The organism is Allorhizobium sp. GW101-3B10 (assembly GCF_059424725.1).
Map to the genome: position 1 here is coordinate 4486272 of NZ_JBWKZR010000001.1, position 19179 is coordinate 4505450.

18 protein-coding genes and 1 pseudogene are annotated in these 19179 nt (G+C 64.3%); 15 read left to right on the plus strand and 4 right to left on the minus strand.

The genetic code is table 11. From position 1 onward, the window contains the following. Positions 1-2 precede the first annotated feature (2 nt). From AC07Y0_RS21915 to hemC, 3 genes are all read right to left on the minus strand, one after another. Positions 3-1295 (minus strand): COG4223 family protein, encoded by a 1293-nt coding sequence (locus AC07Y0_RS21915; RefSeq protein WP_498679743.1) that lies wholly within the window; start codon positions 1293-1295, stop codon positions 3-5. A gap of 88 nt (positions 1296-1383) precedes the next feature. Further along, positions 1384-2109, minus strand: a complete 726-nt coding sequence (locus AC07Y0_RS21920; protein ID WP_498679744.1) for a uroporphyrinogen-III synthase — start codon at positions 2107-2109, stop codon at positions 1384-1386. Between the two features lie 3 nt (positions 2110-2112). After that, positions 2113-3042, minus strand: coding sequence for a hydroxymethylbilane synthase (gene hemC / locus AC07Y0_RS21925; RefSeq protein WP_498679745.1), 930 nt, complete (start codon positions 3040-3042; stop codon positions 2113-2115). A 73-nt stretch (positions 3043-3115) separates the two neighbouring features. Between hemC and tsaD the strand changes: the two genes are divergently transcribed. The 5 genes and pseudogenes from tsaD to AC07Y0_RS21950 all read left to right on the plus strand — a co-directional run bounded on the left by tsaD (position 3116) and on the right by AC07Y0_RS21950 (position 6620). Next, positions 3116-4213 (plus strand): tRNA (adenosine(37)-N6)-threonylcarbamoyltransferase complex transferase subunit TsaD, encoded by a 1098-nt coding sequence (tsaD, locus tag AC07Y0_RS21930; RefSeq protein WP_498679746.1) that lies wholly within the window; start codon positions 3116-3118, stop codon positions 4211-4213. Then, the gene (locus tag AC07Y0_RS21935; protein ID WP_498679747.1) at positions 4210-5199 is read left to right on the plus strand and encodes an NAD(P)H-dependent glycerol-3-phosphate dehydrogenase; all 990 of its coding nucleotides are present in this window, start codon (positions 4210-4212) and stop codon (positions 5197-5199) included. Before tsaD ends, AC07Y0_RS21935 begins: the two co-directional genes overlap by 4 nt. Positions 5200-5234: 35 nt before the next feature. Then, positions 5235-5528 (plus strand): YciI-like protein, encoded by a 294-nt coding sequence (locus AC07Y0_RS21940; RefSeq protein ID WP_498679748.1) that lies wholly within the window; start codon positions 5235-5237, stop codon positions 5526-5528. 6 nt (positions 5529-5534) lie between these two features. After that, complete coding sequence (locus AC07Y0_RS21945; protein ID WP_498679749.1) at positions 5535-5966, plus strand: EVE domain-containing protein; 432 nt, start codon at positions 5535-5537, stop codon at positions 5964-5966. Next, positions 5918-6620 (plus strand): annotated as a pseudogene (locus AC07Y0_RS21950) (class I SAM-dependent methyltransferase). The gene AC07Y0_RS21945 and the pseudogene AC07Y0_RS21950 overlap by 49 nt, the downstream one beginning before the upstream one ends. Before the next feature lie 9 nt (positions 6621-6629). Here the strand turns inward: AC07Y0_RS21950 and AC07Y0_RS21955 are convergent. Next, the gene (locus tag AC07Y0_RS21955) at positions 6630-7004 is read right to left on the minus strand and encodes a hypothetical protein (RefSeq protein ID WP_498679750.1); all 375 of its coding nucleotides are present in this window, start codon (positions 7002-7004) and stop codon (positions 6630-6632) included. Between the two features lie 301 nt (positions 7005-7305). On the opposite strand from AC07Y0_RS21955, the gene sdhC reads away from it, so the two are divergent. From sdhC to AC07Y0_RS22005, 10 genes are all read left to right on the plus strand, one after another. After that, complete coding sequence (gene sdhC, locus AC07Y0_RS21960) at positions 7306-7701, plus strand: succinate dehydrogenase, cytochrome b556 subunit (RefSeq protein ID WP_498679751.1); 396 nt, start codon at positions 7306-7308, stop codon at positions 7699-7701. Positions 7702-7711: 10 nt separating this feature from the next. Further along, complete coding sequence (gene sdhD, locus AC07Y0_RS21965) at positions 7712-8092, plus strand: succinate dehydrogenase, hydrophobic membrane anchor protein (protein WP_498679752.1); 381 nt, start codon at positions 7712-7714, stop codon at positions 8090-8092. A 5-nt stretch (positions 8093-8097) separates the two neighbouring features. Further along, positions 8098-9939 carry a succinate dehydrogenase flavoprotein subunit gene (gene sdhA / locus AC07Y0_RS21970; protein WP_498679753.1) on the plus strand — a complete coding sequence of 614 codons (1842 nt, stop codon included), beginning with the start codon at positions 8098-8100 and terminating at the stop codon, positions 9937-9939. Between the two features lie 18 nt (positions 9940-9957). Continuing rightward, positions 9958-10737: a succinate dehydrogenase iron-sulfur subunit gene (locus AC07Y0_RS21975; protein WP_498679754.1), complete on the plus strand. Its 780-nt coding sequence runs from the start codon at positions 9958-9960 to the stop codon at positions 10735-10737. 194 nt (positions 10738-10931) lie between these two features. Next, complete coding sequence (locus tag AC07Y0_RS21980) at positions 10932-11459, plus strand: protease inhibitor Inh/omp19 family protein (RefSeq protein ID WP_498680309.1); 528 nt, start codon at positions 10932-10934, stop codon at positions 11457-11459. Positions 11460-11531: 72 nt separating this feature from the next. Beyond that, positions 11532-12695, plus strand: coding sequence for a cell division protein ZapE (gene zapE / locus AC07Y0_RS21985; RefSeq protein ID WP_498679755.1), 1164 nt, complete (start codon positions 11532-11534; stop codon positions 12693-12695). A gap of 178 nt (positions 12696-12873) precedes the next feature. Beyond that, complete coding sequence (gene mdh / locus AC07Y0_RS21990) at positions 12874-13836, plus strand: malate dehydrogenase (protein ID WP_498679756.1); 963 nt, start codon at positions 12874-12876, stop codon at positions 13834-13836. Positions 13837-13868: 32 nt separating this feature from the next. Continuing rightward, positions 13869-15062: an ADP-forming succinate--CoA ligase subunit beta gene (gene sucC, locus AC07Y0_RS21995; protein WP_154720365.1), complete on the plus strand. Its 1194-nt coding sequence runs from the start codon at positions 13869-13871 to the stop codon at positions 15060-15062. Positions 15063-15080: 18 nt separating this feature from the next. After that, on the plus strand, positions 15081-15983 hold the full coding sequence (gene sucD / locus AC07Y0_RS22000; RefSeq protein ID WP_498679757.1) for a succinate--CoA ligase subunit alpha: 903 nt from the start codon (positions 15081-15083) through the stop codon (positions 15981-15983). A 163-nt stretch (positions 15984-16146) separates the two neighbouring features. Then, the gene (locus tag AC07Y0_RS22005) at positions 16147-19131 is read left to right on the plus strand and encodes a 2-oxoglutarate dehydrogenase E1 component (protein ID WP_498679758.1); all 2985 of its coding nucleotides are present in this window, start codon (positions 16147-16149) and stop codon (positions 19129-19131) included. Positions 19132-19179 lie beyond the last annotated feature (48 nt).

Sequence of the window (19179 nt, forward strand, 5' to 3'; positions counted from 1 at the left end):
CCTCAGCCCTTCTTGCCGCTGACGACGGCGGCGAGCGCATCGCCGACCAGCGCCTCGATGTCGATCCGGGTCTTGAGCAGAGATACGTATTCGGTGGAGACGGCCTTGCCGGCCTCCGGCAGGCTTTCCCATTCGAGCGCGGCGCCCTTCAGGTCGCCGTTCTGCAGCTTGTCTTCCATGCGCGCGAGGATCGCCTCCGGTGTCGCGCCTTCGACATTGCCGACCGGGCGGACCTTGACCACCGAGAGCGCGCTCGACAACAGGCGCTGGCCGATGCCCTCATTGGGATCGGGCTGGTGGATGGCGGCGAGAATGGTGTCGGCGACGTCGCCGAATTTGCGCACGAGTTCTGCACGCGAGGCGACACCGGTCGCGGCGTGCGGGCGCAGCCCCGCGACGGCCGGATCGTCGGGCGAGATGCTGGCCAGCGCATCGAGCTCGGCCATGAAGGGGCCGCCGCGCTCGGTCGCGGATTTCAGCGCGGTGAGCGCGATCGCCTTGGCCATCTCGACGTCGGTGCGCGGTGCGTCGAGCTTCTTCTCCGCTTCCGCGAGGCGTTGGCTGAGACGGGTTTCGGTCTCGCCAAGCGCACTGGCATTGCCGGCGATTTCGCCCTTCAGGGCGGCAATCGCCTCATCGGCCTGCGTAAGCTTCTGTCTCAATTCGTCGAGCAGTGCGGCATCGGGCGCTGCCGCGGCCTGGCTGGCGACCGACCCTTCCAGCGCGGCCAGCCGTTCCTCCAGGCGGGGATCGGTCGCGACCGGAGCACTGGACAGACCGGCGATCTGAGATTTCAGGGTTTCGATCTCGGCGGACAGGCCCGAGGTATCGGCGGGTGCTGTGGCCGGCGGCGCGACTGCCGGCAGGTAACCGGCATATTGCATGCTGCCAGCGCCGACCAGCGCGACGAGGCCGCCGAAAATGCCGGCGGCGACCATTGCCGACAATGCCGGACCGGATCTTGCCGGTTGGGGCGCCTCGCGCGGCGGCGGTTCTGGGGCGGTGGCGGTGCTTTCTGCCGGCGCTTCGGACGGCCAGGCGGCTTCGGCGGCCGGTTCGGCAACCTCCTCCGTCGATGCGCCTTCCGGTGCGGCCGGTGATGGCTCGGCGGCAGCCGGCTGCACGTCGTCGAAGGATGCGCTCGCAGTGCCGGCCATCACCGTTTCGGCGATGTCGGGCGTGTCGGCGGGTTCGCGCTCGGTGGAGGCATCGGCATTTGCCGACTCGGCCGTCAGGTCGATGGTGACCGGGTCGTTGGGCGACTTCGAGCGGCGGGGCGGCTTTCCGGAAACCATGTCAACCTCTTCATTTCCCTGCGGTCCTTTAAAACTAGTCAGTCGGACGGGGGAAAGAAAGAGCGAAGATCAAATTTGGCCCGCGACCTTAGAGTAGGGAGAGGAGCGATGCCTCGGTCGGGGCCGGTGCGACCTGCGTTTTCGAGCGGAAGGGTTCCGGAACCACGCCCGCGATTTTCTCGCTCAGGCAGAGAATGCGGGCGGCGGCGAGCAAGGCCTGGCTGGACTTCGGAAGGGGCAGGTCGAACAGGCGGCGGGCGCTCTCGCTCGAATAGAGCAGGATGACATCGACGGGATCTGTGCCGAGGACCTGTTTGATCTCGGAGGAAGAGGGGGCGAGCGGACGCATGCGGTAGCATTCGCAGATATCGACCGGCACCTCGAGGGCTGCAAGTTCGGTTTCGAAGCCGGCAGCGCGGGGGCTCCCGGCGAGATAGAGAAGAGGCCGGTCCGGGCTGAATGCCGGACCCATCTGATCCGCAATCATCCGCGCGAGGGTCGTCCCGTCATTGTCGCCGGCGACAACGCTGCGGAAACCGAGGTTCCAGGCCGCACTGGCGGTGCTCTCGCCGACGGCGAAACAGGCCATGTCGAAAAATTCCGGTGGGAGATCCGGCAGGGCATGCAAGGCGCGAATCGCCTCGGCGCTGGTCACGGCGATGGCGGCATGGGGACGCGCAAGGGCTGCGGCCAGAATATCGACGTCGTGTTCGGCGACGGCGAGCGGCAGCAGCAGCGGCTCGTGGCCGCGCCGCCTGAGTTCGGCCGCAGTGCGGCTTGCGGCCGGTTCGGGGCGCGTCACCAGAACGCGCATGGCTCAGCTCCAGCTGGCGAAGAAGTCGGGGCCGGCCTTGGCGCGGATCGCCTCGCCGGCGGCCCGGCCGATGGCCACGGCGTCGGCGCGGGCGCCTCCCGTCTCGATCTCATGGAACCGCGCACCGTCGGGCGTCAGGATCATGCCCGAGAAGGTCAGCTTGTCTCCGTCGCAGCGCGCATAGCCCGCGATCGGCGTGCGGCAGGAACCGTCGAGGGCCGCGAGGAAGGCGCGCTCGCAGCTGACCGCGTCGAAGGTGTCGCGATCATTGATCGCTTCGAGCAGGCCATTGATCCTGTCGTCGCCGATCCGGCTCTCGACGCAGATCGCGCCCTGCGCGGGGGCCGGCGGAAATTCCTTCGGGTCGAGCAATTCGGTCGGCACGTCCTGTTTGCCGAGACGCCGCAGGCCGGCAAAGGCAAGCAGGGTCGCATCGACCTGGCCTTCGGCGAGCTTGCGCAGACGGGTGTCGACAAGCCCGCGGAAGGTGATGACGTTGAGATCGGGGCGCAGGCGACGGATCAGCGCCTGGCGCCGCAGCGACGAGGAGCCGACTGTGGCGCCGTGCGGCAACTCGGTGAGCCTTGGCGCGGCCGCGCCGATGAAGGCATCGCGAACGTCCTCGCGCGGCAGGTAGGCGGAGAGGACCAGGCCCTCCGGCAGCCTGGTTGGCATGTCCTTCGAGGAGTGCACGGCGAAATCCAGGTCGCCGGACAGCAATTGCTGTTCCAGCTCCTCGGTGAATAGGCCCTTGCCGCCGATTTCCGAAAGCGGGCGGTCGGTGATCCGGTCGCCCTGGGTCGACAGCACGACGACCTCGAACAACGCCTCCGGCAGGCCATGGGCCGCCATCAACCGGTCGCGGGTCTCGTAGGCCTGCGCCAGGGCGAGCGGGCTGCCGCGCGTGCCGATGCGAAAAGGTTTTGTTTGCATCCGATCTGATCCGTTGTTACCGACAGTCCTCGTAGACGGGTTTCCCGGTCATCGCAATCAATGAACAGGGCAAATGGGCTCCAAACTACGCATTCTCGGCATCGAGACCAGTTGTGACGAAACGGCCGCGGCGGTCGTTTCCCGCTTCAACGACGGCACCGGCCTGGTCGAGGCGGATGTGGTCCTCAGCCAGCTCGACGAGCACAGCGCCTATGGCGGCGTCGTCCCGGAAATCGCGGCGCGGGCCCATGTCGACGCCCTCGACAGCCTGATCGAGGAGGCGCTGACTCGCGCCGGCACGCGGCTTTCCGATATCGATGCGATTGCCGCCACCGCCGGCCCGGGCCTGATCGGCGGGCTTCTGGTCGGGCTGATGACCGGCAAGGCGATCGCGCGGGCGACGGGCAAGCCGCTCTACGCGGTCAACCATCTCGAAGGCCACGCGCTGACGGCCCGGCTCACGGACAGCCTCACCTTTCCGTATCTCATGCTGCTCGTCTCCGGCGGCCATACCCAACTGGTGCTGGTGCGGGGCGTCGGAGACTACGAGCGCTGGGGCACGACAATCGACGATGCGCTGGGCGAGGCCTTCGACAAGACGGCCAAGCTGCTCGGCCTGCCCTATCCCGGCGGCCCGGAGGTCGAGAAGGCCGCGGCAAAGGGCGAGGCGAAGCGGTTCGACTTCCCCAGGCCGCTGGTCGGCGAGGCGCGGCTCGACTTCTCCTTCTCTGGCCTGAAGACCGCGGTGCGCCAGGCGGCGGAGGGCATCGCCCCGGTCAGCGATCAGGACATTGCCGACATCTGCGCCTCCTTCCAGCGGGCCATTTCGCGCACGCTCGACGACCGTATCGGCCGCGGCCTGCAGCGGTTTCTTGGCGAATTCCCGCAGCACGACGGTGTTCCGGCGCTGGTGGTGGCCGGAGGCGTCGCGGCGAACAAGGAATTGCGGCGAACCCTGCAATCGCTCTGCGACCGGCACGGTTTCCGTTTCGTCGCCCCGCCGCTGCACCTGTGCACGGACAATGCCGTGATGATCGCCTGGGCCGGCCTGGAGCGCATGGCGCTCGGCCTGCCTGCCGATCCGCTCGACGTGCAGCCGCGCTCGCGCTGGCCGCTCGACGGCGAGGCAAAGGCGGTGATCGGCCACGGCAAGCGGGGAGCAAAGGCGTGAGCGGGGCGGAACGCGTCGTCGTCATCGGTTCTGGCGCCTTCGGCACGGCGCTTGCGGCCGTCATGGCGTCGGAGGGCAGGGTCGAGACCACGCTTCTTGGCCGGGATGCAACTCTCATCGCCGATCTGCAGAAAGACCGCATTCACGAGGCCGCCCTGCCGGGGATACGGCTGCCGGACGCGCTTGGTTTCAGCGCGGACCCCGACGTGATCTCCACGGCCGGCATCGTGCTTTTCGCCATGCCGTCGCAGGCCCAGGTCGAGGCCGCCCGCCACTATGGTCCCTACCTGGCCGAGGGCGCGACCGTCGTGACCTGCGCCAAGGGCATCGACCGGGCGTCCGCCCGGCTGCTGACCGACGTGCTGGAGGAGGCGCTGCCGCATCATGCCATCGCCGCGCTGTCCGGCCCGGGCTTTGCCGCCGACATCGCCCGCGGTCTGCCGACTGCCATGGCGATCGCGGCTGCCGACCTCGCCACTGCCGAGCGGCTGGCCCATGCCATTTCCGGCCGCACCTTCCGCCTCTATGCTTCCGACGACCGGATCGGCGTTCAGCTCGGCGGTGCGCTGAAGAACGTGCTGGCGATCGCCTGCGGCATCGTCGAGGGCATGGGGCTTGGCGATTCCGCCCGTGCCGCGCTGATCTCGCGCGGCCTTGCGGAAATGTCGCGGCTGGTTGCAGCCATGGGCGGCAAGGCGGATACGGTCCGTGGCCTCTCCGGTCTCGGCGACCTGGTCCTGACCGCGACCAGCCACCAGTCGCGCAATCTGCGCTTCGGCATTGCGCTCGGGCACGGCGAGCCGATCGATTTTTCGCGCGGGCAGCTGGTCGAGGGCGCCTTTGCCGCGGCCGTCGCCTCGCGTCTGGCCGAGGGGTGCGCGGTCGACATGCCGATTACCGATGCCGTTGCCGCGGTCATCGAGGGAAGCCTCGACATCCCGACGGCCATCGAGCAACTGATGTCGCGCCCGATCACCACCGAGTGACGGGCTTTCTAAGAGAACCAAGGAGAGACGAGAACATGCTGTTTGCCGTGATCTGCACCGACAAGCCGGAACATCTCAACGTCCGGATGGAAACCCGCCCGACCCATGTCGAATGGCTGAACGGTCTCAACGCCGCCGGCACGCTGAAGATCGGCGGCCCCTTCCTCGATGCCGACGGCAAGCCCTGCGGCTCCATGCTGCTGATCGCCGCCGATAGTCTCGATTCGGCCAAGGCGATCGCCGCGCAGGATCCCTATGCCCAGGTCGGCCTCTTCGCCAATGTCGAGATCAAGCCCTACAACTGGGTCTTCAACAATCCGGAGGCTTGAGGTCGAATGGCATTCTGGCTCTATAAGTCCGAACCCTTCAAGTGGTCCTGGCAGATGCAGAAGGATGCGGGCGAGAAGGGAACCGAGTGGACCGGCGTGCGCAACTATCTGGCACGCAACAACATGCGGGCCATGAAGATCGGCGACAAGGGCTTCTTCTACCACTCGAACGAGGGGCTGGAGGTCGTCGGCATCGCGGAAGTCTGCGCGCTCTCCCATCCGGATTCCACTGCCGAGGGGGATGCTCGCTGGGACTGCGTCGATATCCGCGCGGTGTGTGACATTCCGAAGCCGGTCTCGCTCAAGGACGTCAAGGCCAATCCGAAGCTCGCCAACATGGCGCTGGTCACCTCGATGCGGCTCTCCGTCCAGCCGGTGACGGAAGAGGAATATCTCGAAGTCTGCCGCATGGGCGGCCTCGACAATCCGCCGCGCTGAGGAGTTGGCTTGAACACCGATCCAGAGACCTTCATCCGCGCCAATACCAGCCTGACGGCGCCGCCGCATGTGCCGGAAATCCGGTTGCGGCTGGCCAACGAGGTGCATGACCTCTGGCTGAAGACGGAAGAGGATCTCGAGGAGATCGGCCTGCCGCCGCCGTTCTGGGCCTTTGCCTGGGCGGGCGGGCAGGGGCTTGCCCGCTATATCCTCGATCATCCGGAAGAAGTGCGTGGCAAGCGCGTGCTCGATTTTGCCAGCGGTTCCGGGCTCGTTGCGATCGCGGCGAAGCTTGCCGGGGCAAGCGAGGTGACCGCCGCCGACATCGACCCCTGGGCGGGAACGGCGGTCGAGCTCAACGCCGCCGAGAACGGCGTGGCGATCGGCTTTACCGCCGAAGACCTGATCGGCAAGCCGGTCGAGGCCGACATCGTGCTGGCCGGTGACGTCTTCTATGATCGGGATTTTGCCAGCGCGCTGACCGAATGGTTCGGGCATCTCGCTGCAGGCGGAACGCGGGTTCTCGTCGGCGATCCCGGGCGAAGCTATCGTCCGACCGAAAGGCTCGTAGCGCTCGCGACCTATGAAGTGCCGGTCACCCGCGTGCTGGAAGACAGTGAAGTGAAAAGGACGACCGTCTGGCGCTTCCGCTGACGGGTCTCGTCACAGGGGGCGGATGACGCAGACACCGGCCTCGTAGGAGCAGGCGTTGTCCTCCATCTCGGCATTGATCTCGATGATCTTGGCCACAGGCGGGCGATAGGAAATGACGTCGCTGCGCGACCCTTCGATCGCGAAATAGATCCCCGAGCCGCGCACCCGCACCGCCGAGATCGATCCGGCAAAGGTGCCGATGCCCGGAACCACCGAGGGAAGCCCCGCCCCGCCGACCACCGCGTCACGGTGCGGACGGCCATGGCCGGAAGGGCGCGGATGGAAGCCGTGACCGTATTCGCCGGCGTTCAGCCATGTGGCGCTCAGAACGAGCGAAAGTGTGCCGGCAATGACCAGTCCGGTGCGGGCAAGACGCGTGACCATGGATGCCTCTCCGTCGGGATATTGGTGGTTAACAAAAGGTTAAGATCACCATGCCCGATTTTTCCGGTAAAGTCATTGCCACGCGTGATTTTTTGACGGCACATGATTAACCGGCGCGCCTTGGCATAAAGTTCTACTCATCCCAATCGATTAAAATCGAATCGGCGAGCGAATGGGCTTGTCGTCGGTCATTTCGGCGATTAAACGTCGCGATTGATGCAATGCACCCATGCGTGGGATCGACGCATTGCCCGGAGGATGTCCGAAAGTTCGGAACGCATTGAAACGCCGCGAGGTCCTGATGGCGAATCTGACAAATAACCGGCCCTTGTCGCCGCATCTGCAAATCTACAAGCTCACTCCAACCATGGCGATGTCGATCATTCATCGCATCACCGGCGGCGCGCTGTATTTCGGCACCATTCTGGTTGCCTGGTGGCTGATTGCCGCCTCGACCGGTGCCGCCTATTTCGACTGGGTCAGCTGGTTCATGGGCACCATCATCGGCCGGCTCGTGCTGTTCGGCTACACCTGGGCCCTGCTTCACCACATGCTCGGCGGTCTGCGCCACCTGATGTGGGACGTCGGCTACGGTTTCGACAAGCACTTCTCCACCAAGCTCGCCAAGGCCAACATCATCGGTTCGGTGGTGCTGACCGTTCTCGTGTGGGCGATCGCCTACGCCGTCCGCTCCTGAGGTGACCAACATGGATATGCGCACTCCGCTCGGTAAGGTCCGCGGTCTCGGTTCGGCCAAGGACGGTACGGATCACTTCTGGCGTCAGCGGGTCACGGCCGTCGCCAATATTCCGCTCATCGCCTTCTTCATCGGCTTCCTGGTCTGCTATGGCGGTGCTCCCTATGCGGACGTCGTCGGCGCGCTGGCCAATCCGGTCGTTGCCGTGGTCATGGGCCTGGTCGTCATTTCCGGCATCATTCACATGAAGCTCGGCATGCAGGTGATCATCGAGGACTATGTCCATCAGGAACTCACCAAGATCGCCCTGCTGATGCTCAACATGTTCTTCGCGATCCTGATCGGCGGGCTCTGTCTTTTCGCCCTTCTGAAGATCGCCTTCGTAGGATAATTCCCATGGCACCGATCAACTCCCCCGCCCAGAACGGCAAGGCCTACAAGTATGTCGACCACTCCTATGACGTGGTCGTCGTCGGTGCCGGCGGCGCCGGCCTGCGCGCCACGCTCGGCATGGCCGAACAGGGCTTCAAGACCGCCTGCATCACCAAGGTCTTCCCGACCCGCTCGCACACCGTCGCGGCGCAGGGCGGTATCGCTGCCTCGCTCACCAACATGACGCCGGACTGCTGGCAGTGGCACCTCTACGACACCGTGAAGGGTTCCGACTGGCTCGGCGACGTCGATGCCATGCAGTATCTCGCCATGGAGGCGCCGAAGGCGGTCTATGAGCTCGAGCACTACGGCGTTCCCTTCTCGCGCAACGAGGAAGGCAAGATCTACCAGCGCCCGTTCGGCGGACACATGCAGAACTACGGCGAAGGCCCGCCGGTGCAGCGCACCTGCGCTGCCGCCGACCGTACCGGCCACGCCATCCTGCACACGCTCTACGGCCAGTCGCTGCGCAACAATGCCGAATTCTTCATCGAGTACTTTGCCCTCGACCTGATCATGGCGCCGGACGGCCGCTGCACCGGTGTTGTCGCCTGGAACCTCGACGACGGCACGATCCATCGCTTCTCGGCCAAGATGGTGGTCCTGGCGACCGGCGGCTACGGCCGCGCCTATTTCTCGGCCACTTCGGCTCATACCTGCACCGGCGACGGCGGCGGGATGATCGCGCGCGCCGGCCTGCCGCTCCAGGACATGGAGTTCGTGCAGTTCCACCCGACCGGCATCTATGGTGCGGGCTGTCTGATCACCGAAGGGGCGCGCGGCGAAGGCGGCTATCTCGTCAACTCCGAAGGCGAGCGCTTCATGGAACGCTATGCGCCGTCGGCCAAGGACCTTGCCTCGCGCGACGTCGTTTCGCGCTGCATGACGCTGGAAATCCGCGAGGGTCGCGGCGTCGGCAAGAACAAGGACCACATCTACCTGCATCTCGACCATCTCGATCCGGCCGTCCTGCACGAGCGCCTTCCGGGCATCTCGGAATCGGCGAAGATCTTCGCCGGCGTCGATGTGACCCGCGAGCCGATCCCGGTTCTGCCGACCGTCCACTACAACATGGGCGGCATCCCGACCAATTACTGGGGTGAGGTGCTGAATGCCGACGCCGCCAATCCGGAACGCATCGCGCCCGGCCTGATGGCGGTCGGCGAAGCCGGCTGCGCATCGGTTCATGGTGCAAACCGCCTCGGCTCCAACTCGCTGATCGACCTCGTGGTCTTCGGCCGCGCCGCCGCCATTCGCGCCGGTCAGGTGATCGACAAGTCCGAACCGATCCCGGCGCTCGACATCGCCGCCTGCGACAAGATCATGGAGCGCTTCGACAGCCTGCGGAATTCCTCCGGCTCGACGCCGACCGCCGTGTTGCGCGACAAGATGCAGCGCGCCATGCAGGAAGACGCAGCCGTGTTCCGCACTCAGGAAGCGCTCGAAAGCGGTTGCCGCCGCATTTCGGCGATCTGGAAGGAACTGCCGGACATCAAGGTCACCGACCGGTCCATGGTGTGGAACTCCGACCTCGTCGAAACGCTCGAGCTGCACAATCTGATGGCCAACGCCATCACCACGGTCTACGGCGCGGAAGCGCGCAAGGAAAGCCGCGGCAGCCATGCGCGCGAAGACTATACCAGCGGCCCGTTCGCCGGTCGCGACGACGAGAACTGGCGCAAGCATACGCTGGCCTGGGTCTCCGAGACTGGCGACGTGAAGCTGGACTATCGTCCGGTCCATACCGACCTGATCGCCGAAGGCATCGATCCCTACAAGATCGCGCCGAAGGCACGTGTGTACTGATCTCGAGAGGAACTGGACATGGTTGAACTCGCTCTTCCGAAGAACTCGCAGATCAGCGAAGGCAAGGTCTGGCCGAAGCCGGCCAATGCCAAGAACGTCCGCGAATACCGGATCTATCGCTGGAACCCGGATGACGGCCAGAACCCGCGCATCGATACCTACTATATCGACATCGATGACTGCGGCCCGATGGTTCTTGATGGTCTTCTCTACATCAAGAACAATATCGACCCGACGCTGACGCTGCGCCGCTCCTGCCGCGAAGGCATCTGCGGTTCCTGCGCGATGAACATCGACGGCACCAACACGCTCGCCTGCACCAAGGGCATGGACGAGATCAACGGCACCGTGAAGGTCTATCCGCTGCCGCACATGCCGGTGGTCAAGGACCTGGTGCCGGACCTCACTAACTTCTACGCCCAGCACCGCTCGATCGAGCCCTGGCTGAAGACGGTTTCACCGCCGCCGGCCAAGGAGTGGAAGCAGAGCCATGCCGACCGCCAGAAGCTCGACGGCCTCTACGAGTGCATCCTGTGCGCCTGCTGCTCGACCTCCTGTCCGAGCTACTGGTGGAACGGCGACCGCTATCTCGGTCCGGCCGTGCTGCTGCAGGCTTATCGCTGGCTGATCGATAGCCGCGACGAAGCGACCGGCGAGCGTCTCGACAATCTGGAAGATCCCTTCCGACTCTATCGCTGCCACACCATCATGAACTGCGCGCAGACCTGCCCCAAGGGCCTCAACCCGGCCAAGGCGATCGCGGAAATCAAGAAGATGATGATCGAACGCCGCGTCTGACCGGCGACAGCGCAGCAGGCGGGTTGCAATTTGAACCTTGTGACCCATGTAATTGCAGGCCGGCGAGGATCTCCTTTCGAGGTCCCGCCGGTTCGTATATTTGCTAGTGTCTTGATTCGATCGTCCCATTCGCGATAATTCCGCCTTGTTTCGGGACGACAACCGGCCAAATGCGGTCAACCGGGAGTGTGATGATGAAGTTGAAATATGCGGCGACGGGCGTCGCGATCCTTCTGTCTCTGGCAGGTTGCCAGCGTACATCCTATAGCGGTCTCGATTCCGGTGCTTCTTCACTTCCTCCGCTCGAGGCGCAACCCGTGCCGTCCGTCCAGTCCGGCCAATTGCCGCCGCCCGGTGCCGCCACGTCGCCGAATGGTTTCCCGGCAGCCCCCACGCCGGCGACCCAGACCGCAGCGCTCGATGCAGCACCTGCCACGGCTCTCGATGTCACCAAGGAATCCATGGTCGGCAACTGGCGCGTGTCGAACGCCGGCGCTTCGTGCGACATGTTCCTCACGCTCACCAATCTCGGCAGCGGTTCGCGCGGCGGTACGCGCGGTTGCGCCGGCCCGCTGACCGCCATGGGCTCCTGGGAAGTGGCCGGCAAGCAGGTCATCCTCAAGGACCGCAGCGGCAACGTGCTCGGCCGCCTCTACAAGTCCGCCGACGCGCGCTATGACGGCACGACCAATACCGGTCAGCCGATCAGCCTCAGCCGCTAAGTTCCCACCATCCATAAGCCGTGCGGCGGTCGCCCCGGCGACGCCGTCGGTGCGTCCAAGCGGAGCCTGCGTATGCAGCCCATTCCCGACTATGCGCTAAGCGTCGCCGAGCAATTGCGCTCGATGACCGATGCGGGCACACTGCAGGCCGACAAGGCCCAGATGGCGGTGGCAGGTCAGCTCGACCGCATTCTCCAGGACATGAAGCAGCGCAGGCCTGCGGCAAAGAAGAGCGCGCTCGGCTGGATGTTCGCGCAGAAGCGCAAGCCGCTGCAGCCGGTGCGCGGGCTCTATGTGCATGGTAGCGTCGGTCGCGGCAAGACGATGCTGATGGATCTGTTTTTCAAGCTCGCGCCGGTCGAGAAGAAGCGGCGCGCCCATTTCCACGAATTCATGGCCGACGTGCATGCCCGCATCCACGCCCACCGCATCAAGCTGAAGAACGGCGAGACACGGCAGGCCGACCCCGTGCCGCCGGTCGCCGCGGCCTTGCGCGAGGAGGCCGAACTTCTCTGCTTCGACGAGTTCACCGTCACCGACATCGCCGACGCCATGATTCTCGCGCGACTGTTTACCGAGCTTTTCGCCCGAGGCTGCACGCTCGTCGCCACGTCCAATGTCGAGCCCGGCAATCTTTACCGCGACGGCCTCAACCGTGGCCTGTTCCTGCCGTTCATCGCGTTGCTCCAGCGCCATGTCGAGGTAACCACGCTCGATTCGCCGACGGATTACCGGCTGGAGAAGCTTGAAAGTCTGCCGGTCTATGTGGCGCCGCTCGGCCCGGAGGCGGACCGGCTGATCGATCGGGCCTGGAAACGGATGACGGAAGGGCGCCCCGAGGTGCCGACCGAAATCGAGATGAAGGGGCGGGTCGTTCCCGTGCCGCGCGCCGTCGGCCGGGTGGCGCGCTTCACCTTTGGCGATCTCTGCGAGCGGCCGCTCGGCGCTTCCGACTATCTCGAGATCGCCAAGCGCTTCGACGTCGTCTTTGTCGACCACATCCCGCATCTGGGACCCGCCAAGCGCAACGAGACGAAACGCTTTATTATCCTTGTCGATGCACTCTACGACGCGTCAGTACGGCTGTTCGCATCGGCTGCGGCCATGCCGGAGGCGCTTCTCACGGAGAAAAAGGGAACCGAAGGTTTCGAATTCGATCGGACCGTATCGCGGCTTTTCGAGATGCGCAGCGCGGACTATTTGGCGCATCACACCGGCCAACGCGCGGATTTGTGACGCTTCTGCGTCAATTTGTTTGACGTTTACGTAAGAATTTTATGATCTAACCGATTGAAAATACTGCACTCAAATTAATCGGTTGCAGTTTTTATCAAGTGTCGTTATGCGAATTTTCACAATGCCCGGCTAGAGAAGGCCGTCAGCTTTGGTTTTGGATCTAAAAGGAAGCACTTCAATGGCGCGCAACAAGATCGCTCTTATCGGTTCTGGAATGATTGGTGGAACGCTGGCGCATCTCGCCGGCCTCAAGGAACTGGGCGATATTGTCCTGTTCGACATCGCCGACGGTATCCCGCAGGGCAAGGGCCTGGATATCGCTCAGTCCTCCCCGGTCGAGGGCTTCAATGCCAAGCTGACCGGCGCCAGCGACTATGCCGCCATCGAAGGGGCAGACGTCTGCATCGTCACCGCCGGCGTCGCCCGCAAGCCGGGCATGAGCCGCGACGACCTGCTCGGCATCAACCTCAAGGTCATGGAACAGGTCGGCGCCGGCATCAAGAAGTATGCCCCGGACGCCTTCGTGATCTGCATCACCAACCCGCTCGACGCCATGGTCTGGGCGCTGCAGAAGTTCTCCGGCCTGCCGACCAACAAGGTCGTCGGCATGGCGGGCGTTCTCGACAGCGCGCGCTTCCGCCTGTTCCTCTCGGAGGAATTCAAGGTTTCCGTCCAGGACGTCACCGCCTTCGTTCTCGGCGGCCACGGCGACACCATGGTACCGCTCGCCCGCTATTCGACCGTCGGCGGCATCCCGCTCACCGACCTCGTCAAGATGGGCTGGGTCACCAAGGAACGTCTCGAAGAAATCATCCAGCGCACCCGTGACGGCGGCGCCGAAATCGTCGGCCTCTTGAAGACCGGTTCGGCCTACTACGCACCGGCCGCCTCGGCGATCGAAATGGCCGAGTCCTTCCTCAAGGACAAGAAGCGCGTCCTGCCCTGCGCCGCCTATCTTTCGGGTCAGTACGGCGTGAAGGACATGTATGTCGGCGTGCCGACGATCATCGGTGCCGGCGGCGTCGAGCGCATCATCGAAGTCGAATTCAACAAGGCCGAAGAAGAAGCCTTCCAGAAGTCCGTCGGCGCGGTTGCCGGCCTCTGCGAAGCCTGCATCAATATCGCCCCCGCCCTCAAGTAAACGCCATTCGGCCCAGAACTAGGGACTAGACGATGAACATTCATGAATATCAGGCCAAGGCTCTTCTGAAGGGCTACGGCGCACCGGTTGCCGAAGGCGTTGCGATCTTCTCGGCGGAAGAAGCCGAAGCTGCCGCCAAGCAGCTTCCCGGCCCGCTCTACGTGGTCAAGAGCCAGATCCATGCCGGCGGCCGCGGCAAGGGCAAGTTCAAGGAACTCGGCCCCGACGCCAAGGGCGGCGTTCGCCTGGCCTTCTCGATCGACGAAGCCAAGGCGCATGCCAAGGAAATGTTCGGCAACACGCTGGTGACGGCCCAGACCGGCGAAGCCGGCAAGCAGGTCAACCGTCTCTACATCGAAGACGGCGCCGACATCGCCCGCGAACTCTACTGCTCGCTGCTGGTCGACCGTTCGGTTGGTCGCGTCGCCTTCGTCGTTTCGACCGAAGGCGGCATGGACATCGAGGCTGTCGCCCATGACACGCCCGAGAAGATCCACACCATCGCCATCGACCCGGAAGCCGGCGTGACGGCTGCCGACATCGCCGCCATTTCCAAGGCTCTCGAACTGACCGGTGCTGCCGCCGAAGACGCAAAGTCGCTCTTCCCTGCGCTCTACAAGGCCTTCGTCGAGAAGGACATGGCGCTGCTCGAGGTCAACCCGCTGATCGTGATGAAGAACGACCATCTGCGCGTTCTCGACGCCAAGATGTCGTTCGACGGCAATGCGCTGTTCCGCCACGACGACGTGCGCGCGCTGCGCGACGAGACCGAAGAAGACGCCAAGGAAATCGAGGCCTCGAAGTGGGACCTCGCCTATGTGGCGCTCGACGGCAATATCGGCTGCATGGTCAATGGTGCCGGCCTCGCCATGGCAACGATGGACATCATCAAGCTGTACGGCAAGGAGCCGGCGAACTTCTGCGACGTCGGCGGCGGCGCCGGCAAGGAGAAGGTCGCGGCTGCCTTCAAGATCATCACCGCAGACCCGAAGGTCGAGGGCATCCTCGTCAACATCTTCGGCGGCATCATGAAGTGTGATGTCATCGCCGAGGGCGTTGTCGCAGCCGTCCAGGAAGTCGGCCTGAAGGTTCCGCTCGTTGTGCGTCTCGAAGGCACCAATGTCGAGCTCGGCAAGAAGATCCTGAACGAGTCCGGTCTGGCGATCACCGCCGCTGACGATCTGGACGACGCGGCGAAGAAGATCGTCGCGGCGATCAACGGCTAATTTGAAGGACCGGAAACAATGTCGATTCTCGTCAACAAGAACACCAAGGTCCTCGTGCAGGGCCTGACCGGCAAGACCGGAACCTTCCATACCGAGCAGGCTCTGGCCTATTACGGCACCCAGATGGTCGGCGGTATCCACCCGAAGAAGGGTGGCGAAACCTGGACCGGCTCCAAGGGCGAAAGCCTGCCGATCTTCGCGACCGTCGCCGAAGGCAAGGAAAAGACCGGCGCAGACGCGACCGTGATCTACGTTCCGCCGGCAGGCGCCGCAGATGCGATCATCGAGGCGATCGAAGCCGAGATCCCGTTCATCACCTGCATCACCGAAGGCATCCCGGTCATGGACATGGTCCGCGTCAAGGCTCGCCTCGACCGCTCCAAGTCGCGCCTGCTCGGGCCCAACTGCCCGGGCATCCTGACCCCGGAAGAATGCAAGATCGGCATCATGCCGGGCTCGATCTTCCGCAAGGGTTCGGTCGGTATCGTTTCGCGCTCCGGCACGCTGACCTACGAAGCCGTCTTCCAGACCTCGAACGAGGGCCTTGGCCAGACCACGGCCGTCGGCATCGGCGGCGACCCGGTCAAGGGCACCGAGTTCATCGACGTCCTGGAACTGTTCCTGGCGGACGAGGCCACCCAGTCGATCATCATGATCGGCGAAATTGGCGGCGCAGCTGAAGAAGATGCGGCCCAGTTCCTCATCGACGAAGCCAAGAAGGGCCGCAAGAAGCCGATGGCAGGCTTCATCGCCGGCCGGACCGCTCCGAAGGGCCGCACCATGGGTCATGCCGGCGCGGTCGTCTCCGGCGGCAAGGGTGATGCGGAATCGAAGATCGCGGCCATGGAAGCGGCCGGCATCAAGGTTTCGCCGTCTCCGGCGCGCCTGGGCAAGACCCTGGTTGAAGTCCTCAAGGGCTGAGACCACTTAACTACGACCCAGGCAGGGGGACCATGCATGTGGTCCGCCTGCCTGATTTGGCGTTTTAGGAGCTGGATCGCACGGGGCGGTCCACGCAAGCGGCAGACCGGTCCCCGGTCATCACCTCAAGTCGGGAGGCGGACGCACACGTCCGCAGGACACCATGGCAAGGCAAGAAGCCAACGAGCAGTTTCAGATCACGTCGTTCCTCGACGGTTCGAACGCTGCCTATATCGAACAGCTCCACGCGCGTTACGAGGACGATCCGGCCTCCGTACCGGCCGAATGGCACGCCTTCTTCAAGGCGCTCGCCGAGAACCCGGCCGATGTGAAGAAAGCCGCCTCCGGCGCCTCCTGGCAGCGCAAGAACTGGCCGATCGCCGCCAATGGCGAGCTGGTATCGGCGCTTGACGGCAATTGGGGCCAGATCGAGAAGGTCGTCGAGACCAAGGTGAAGGCCAAGGCGGAAGCCGCCGGCCAGCCGATCTCGAGCGAACAGGTTCTCCAGGCGACGCGCGATTCGGTGCGCGCCATCATGATGATCCGCGCCTATCGCATGCGCGGCCACCTGCACGCCAATCTCGATCCGCTCGGCATCGCCGCCCCGGTCGAGGACTTCAACGAGCTGTCGCCGGCCGCCTATGGCTTCACCGAAGCCGACTACGGCCGCAAGATCTTCATCGACAACGTGCTTGGTCTCGAATACGCGACCATCCCGGAAATGCTCGACATCCTGAAGCGTACCTATTGCTCGACGCTCGGTGTCGAGTTCATGCACATCTCCAATCCGGAAGAGAAGGCCTGGATCCAGGAACGCATCGAAGGCCCCGGCAAGGGCGTCGAGTTCACCGCGAACGGCAAGAAGGCGATCCTCTCCAAGCTGATCGAGGCCGAAGGCTTCGAGCAGTTCATCGACGTCAAGTACAAGGGCACCAAGCGCTTCGGCCTCGACGGCGGCGAATCGCTGATCCCGGCGCTTGAGCAGATCATCAAGCGAGGCGGCCAGGAAGGCCTCGAAGAGATCGTCCTCGGCATGGCCCATCGCGGCCGCCTGAACGTGCTCACCAACGTGATGGCCAAGCCGCATCGCGCCGTGTTCCACGAGTTCAAGGGCGGCTCCTTCAAGCCGGACGAAGTCGAGGGTTCGGGCGACGTGAAGTACCATCTCGGTGCCTCGTCCGACCGCGAATTTGATGGCAACAAGGTTCACCTGTCGCTGACGGCCAACCCGTCGCATCTGGAAATCGTCAACCCCGTGGTCATGGGCAAGGCCCGCGCCAAGCAGGACCAGCTCGCCAAGGTCTGGGAGGGCGACATCATTCCGTTGCGCGAACGCGTCAAGGTCCTGCCGCTCCTGCTGCATGGCGATGCGGCCTTCGCCGGCCAGGGCGTGGTCGCCGAAATTCTCGGCCTCTCGGGCCTGCGCGGCCACCGCGTCGGCGGCACCATGCATTTCATCATCAACAACCAGATCGGCTTCACCACCAATCCGGCCTTCTCGCGTTCGTCGCCCTATCCGTCCGACGTCGCCAAGATGATCGAAGCGCCGATCTTCCACGTCAACGGCGACGATCCGGAAGCGGTCACCTATGCCGCCAAGATCGCGACCGAATACCGGATGAAGTTCCACAAGCCGGTCGTGGTCGACATGTTCTGCTATCGCCGCTTCGGCCACAACGAAGGCGACGAGCCCGCGTTCACCCAGCCGAAGATGTACAAGGCGATCCGCGCCCACAAGACGGTCGTGCAGATCTATGCCGAGCGGCTGATCGCCGAAGGCCTGATCTCCGAGGGCGAATTCGAGAAGATGAAGGCCGACTGGCGCGCCCATCTCGAACAGGAGTTCGAGGCAGGCCAGTCCTACAAGCCCAACAAGGCCGACTGGCTGGACGGCGCCTGGTCGGGTCTGCGTACCGCCGACAATGCCGACGAGCAGCGTCGCGGCAAGACCGCCGTGCCGATGAAGTCGCTGAAGGAAATCGGCCGCAAGCTGTCGACCATTCCGGAAGGCTTCAAGGCGCACCGCACCATCCAGCGCTTCATGGACAACCGCGCCCAGATGATCGAGACGGGCGAGGGAATCGACTGGGCCATGGGCGAAGCCCTTGCCTTCGGTTCGCTCTGCGTCGAGGGCACCAAGATCCGCCTGTCGGGCCAGGACTGCGAACGCGGCACCTTCTCGCAGCGCCACTCGGTTCTCTACGATCAGGAAACCGAAGACCGCTTCATCCCGCTCGCCAATCTGGCGCCGAACCAGGGTCGCTACGAGGTCATCAACTCGATGCTCTCGGAAGAGGCCGTGCTCGGCTTCGAATATGGCTATTCGCTGGCCCGCCCGAATGCGCTGACCCTCTGGGAAGCCCAGTTCGGCGACTTCGCCAACGGCGCCCAGGTGGTGTTCGACCAGTTCATCTCGTCGGGCGAACGCAAGTGGCTGCGCATGTCCGGTCTCGTCTGCCTGCTGCCGCACGGCTATGAGGGCCAGGGTCCGGAACACTCCTCGGCCCGCCTCGAGCGCTGGCTGCAGATGTGCGCCGAAGACAACATGCAGGTCGCCAACGTCACCACGCCGGCCAACTACTTCCACATCCTGCGCCGGCAGGTGAAGCGCGACTTCCGCAAGCCGCTGATCCTGATGACGCCGAAGTCGCTGCTGCGCCACAAGCGTGCGGTCTCCAGCCTGTCGGAACTGGCCGGCGAAAGCTCGTTCCACCGCCTGCTGTGGGACGATGCCGAAGTCGTCAAGGACGGCCCGATCAAGCTGCAGAAGGACAACAAGATCCGTCGTGTCGTCATGTGCACCGGCAAGGTCTACTACGACCTTCTGGAAGAGCGCGAGAAGCGCGGCATCGACGACGTCTATCTGCTGCGCATCGAACAGCTCTATCCGTTCCCGGCCAAGGCGCTGATCAACGAACTTTCGCGTTTCCGCAACGCGGAAATGGTCTGGTGCCAGGAAGAGCCCAAGAACATGGGTGCATGGTCGTTCATCGACCCCTATCTCGAATGGGTGCTCGCCCACATCGACGCCAAGTACCAGCGCGTGCGCTACACCGGCCGTCCGGCTGCCGCGTCGCCGGCGACGGGCCTGATGTCCAAGCATCTCGCCCAGCTCGAAGCCTTCCTCGAGGATGCGCTGGGGGGCTGATGCCTCCCACCGCCGAGACACCATCGACAGAAACGTTCTCTGATCAAC

Bases quoted from the DNA above. Each gene is read 5' to 3' on its own strand.
- sdhC (WP_498679751.1), top strand. From the start codon at position 7,306: ATGGCGAATCTGACAAATAACCGGCCCTTGTCGCCGCATCTGCAAATC.
- hemC (WP_498679745.1), bottom strand. From the start codon at position 3,042: ATGCAAACAAAACCTTTTCGCATCGGCACGCGCGGCAGCCCGCTCGCC.
- zapE (WP_498679755.1), top strand. From the start codon at position 11,532: ATGCAGCCCATTCCCGACTATGCGCTAAGCGTCGCCGAGCAATTGCGC.
- AC07Y0_RS21940 (WP_498679748.1), top strand. From the start codon at position 5,235: ATGCTGTTTGCCGTGATCTGCACCGACAAGCCGGAACATCTCAACGTC.
- AC07Y0_RS21945 (WP_498679749.1), top strand. From the start codon at position 5,535: ATGGCATTCTGGCTCTATAAGTCCGAACCCTTCAAGTGGTCCTGGCAG.
- mdh (WP_498679756.1), top strand. From the start codon at position 12,874: ATGGCGCGCAACAAGATCGCTCTTATCGGTTCTGGAATGATTGGTGGA.
- AC07Y0_RS22005 (WP_498679758.1), top strand. From the start codon at position 16,147: ATGGCAAGGCAAGAAGCCAACGAGCAGTTTCAGATCACGTCGTTCCTC.
- sucC (WP_154720365.1), top strand. From the start codon at position 13,869: ATGAACATTCATGAATATCAGGCCAAGGCTCTTCTGAAGGGCTACGGC.
- sucD (WP_498679757.1), top strand. From the start codon at position 15,081: ATGTCGATTCTCGTCAACAAGAACACCAAGGTCCTCGTGCAGGGCCTG.
- sdhA (WP_498679753.1), top strand. From the start codon at position 8,098: ATGGCACCGATCAACTCCCCCGCCCAGAACGGCAAGGCCTACAAGTAT.
- tsaD (WP_498679746.1), top strand. From the start codon at position 3,116: ATGGGCTCCAAACTACGCATTCTCGGCATCGAGACCAGTTGTGACGAA.
- AC07Y0_RS21975 (WP_498679754.1), top strand. From the start codon at position 9,958: ATGGTTGAACTCGCTCTTCCGAAGAACTCGCAGATCAGCGAAGGCAAG.
- AC07Y0_RS21920 (WP_498679744.1), bottom strand. From the start codon at position 2,109: ATGCGCGTTCTGGTGACGCGCCCCGAACCGGCCGCAAGCCGCACTGCG.
- AC07Y0_RS21980 (WP_498680309.1), top strand. From the start codon at position 10,932: ATGAAGTTGAAATATGCGGCGACGGGCGTCGCGATCCTTCTGTCTCTG.
- AC07Y0_RS21915 (WP_498679743.1), bottom strand. From the start codon at position 1,295: ATGGTTTCCGGAAAGCCGCCCCGCCGCTCGAAGTCGCCCAACGACCCG.
- AC07Y0_RS21955 (WP_498679750.1), bottom strand. From the start codon at position 7,004: ATGGTCACGCGTCTTGCCCGCACCGGACTGGTCATTGCCGGCACACTT.
- sdhD (WP_498679752.1), top strand. From the start codon at position 7,712: ATGGATATGCGCACTCCGCTCGGTAAGGTCCGCGGTCTCGGTTCGGCC.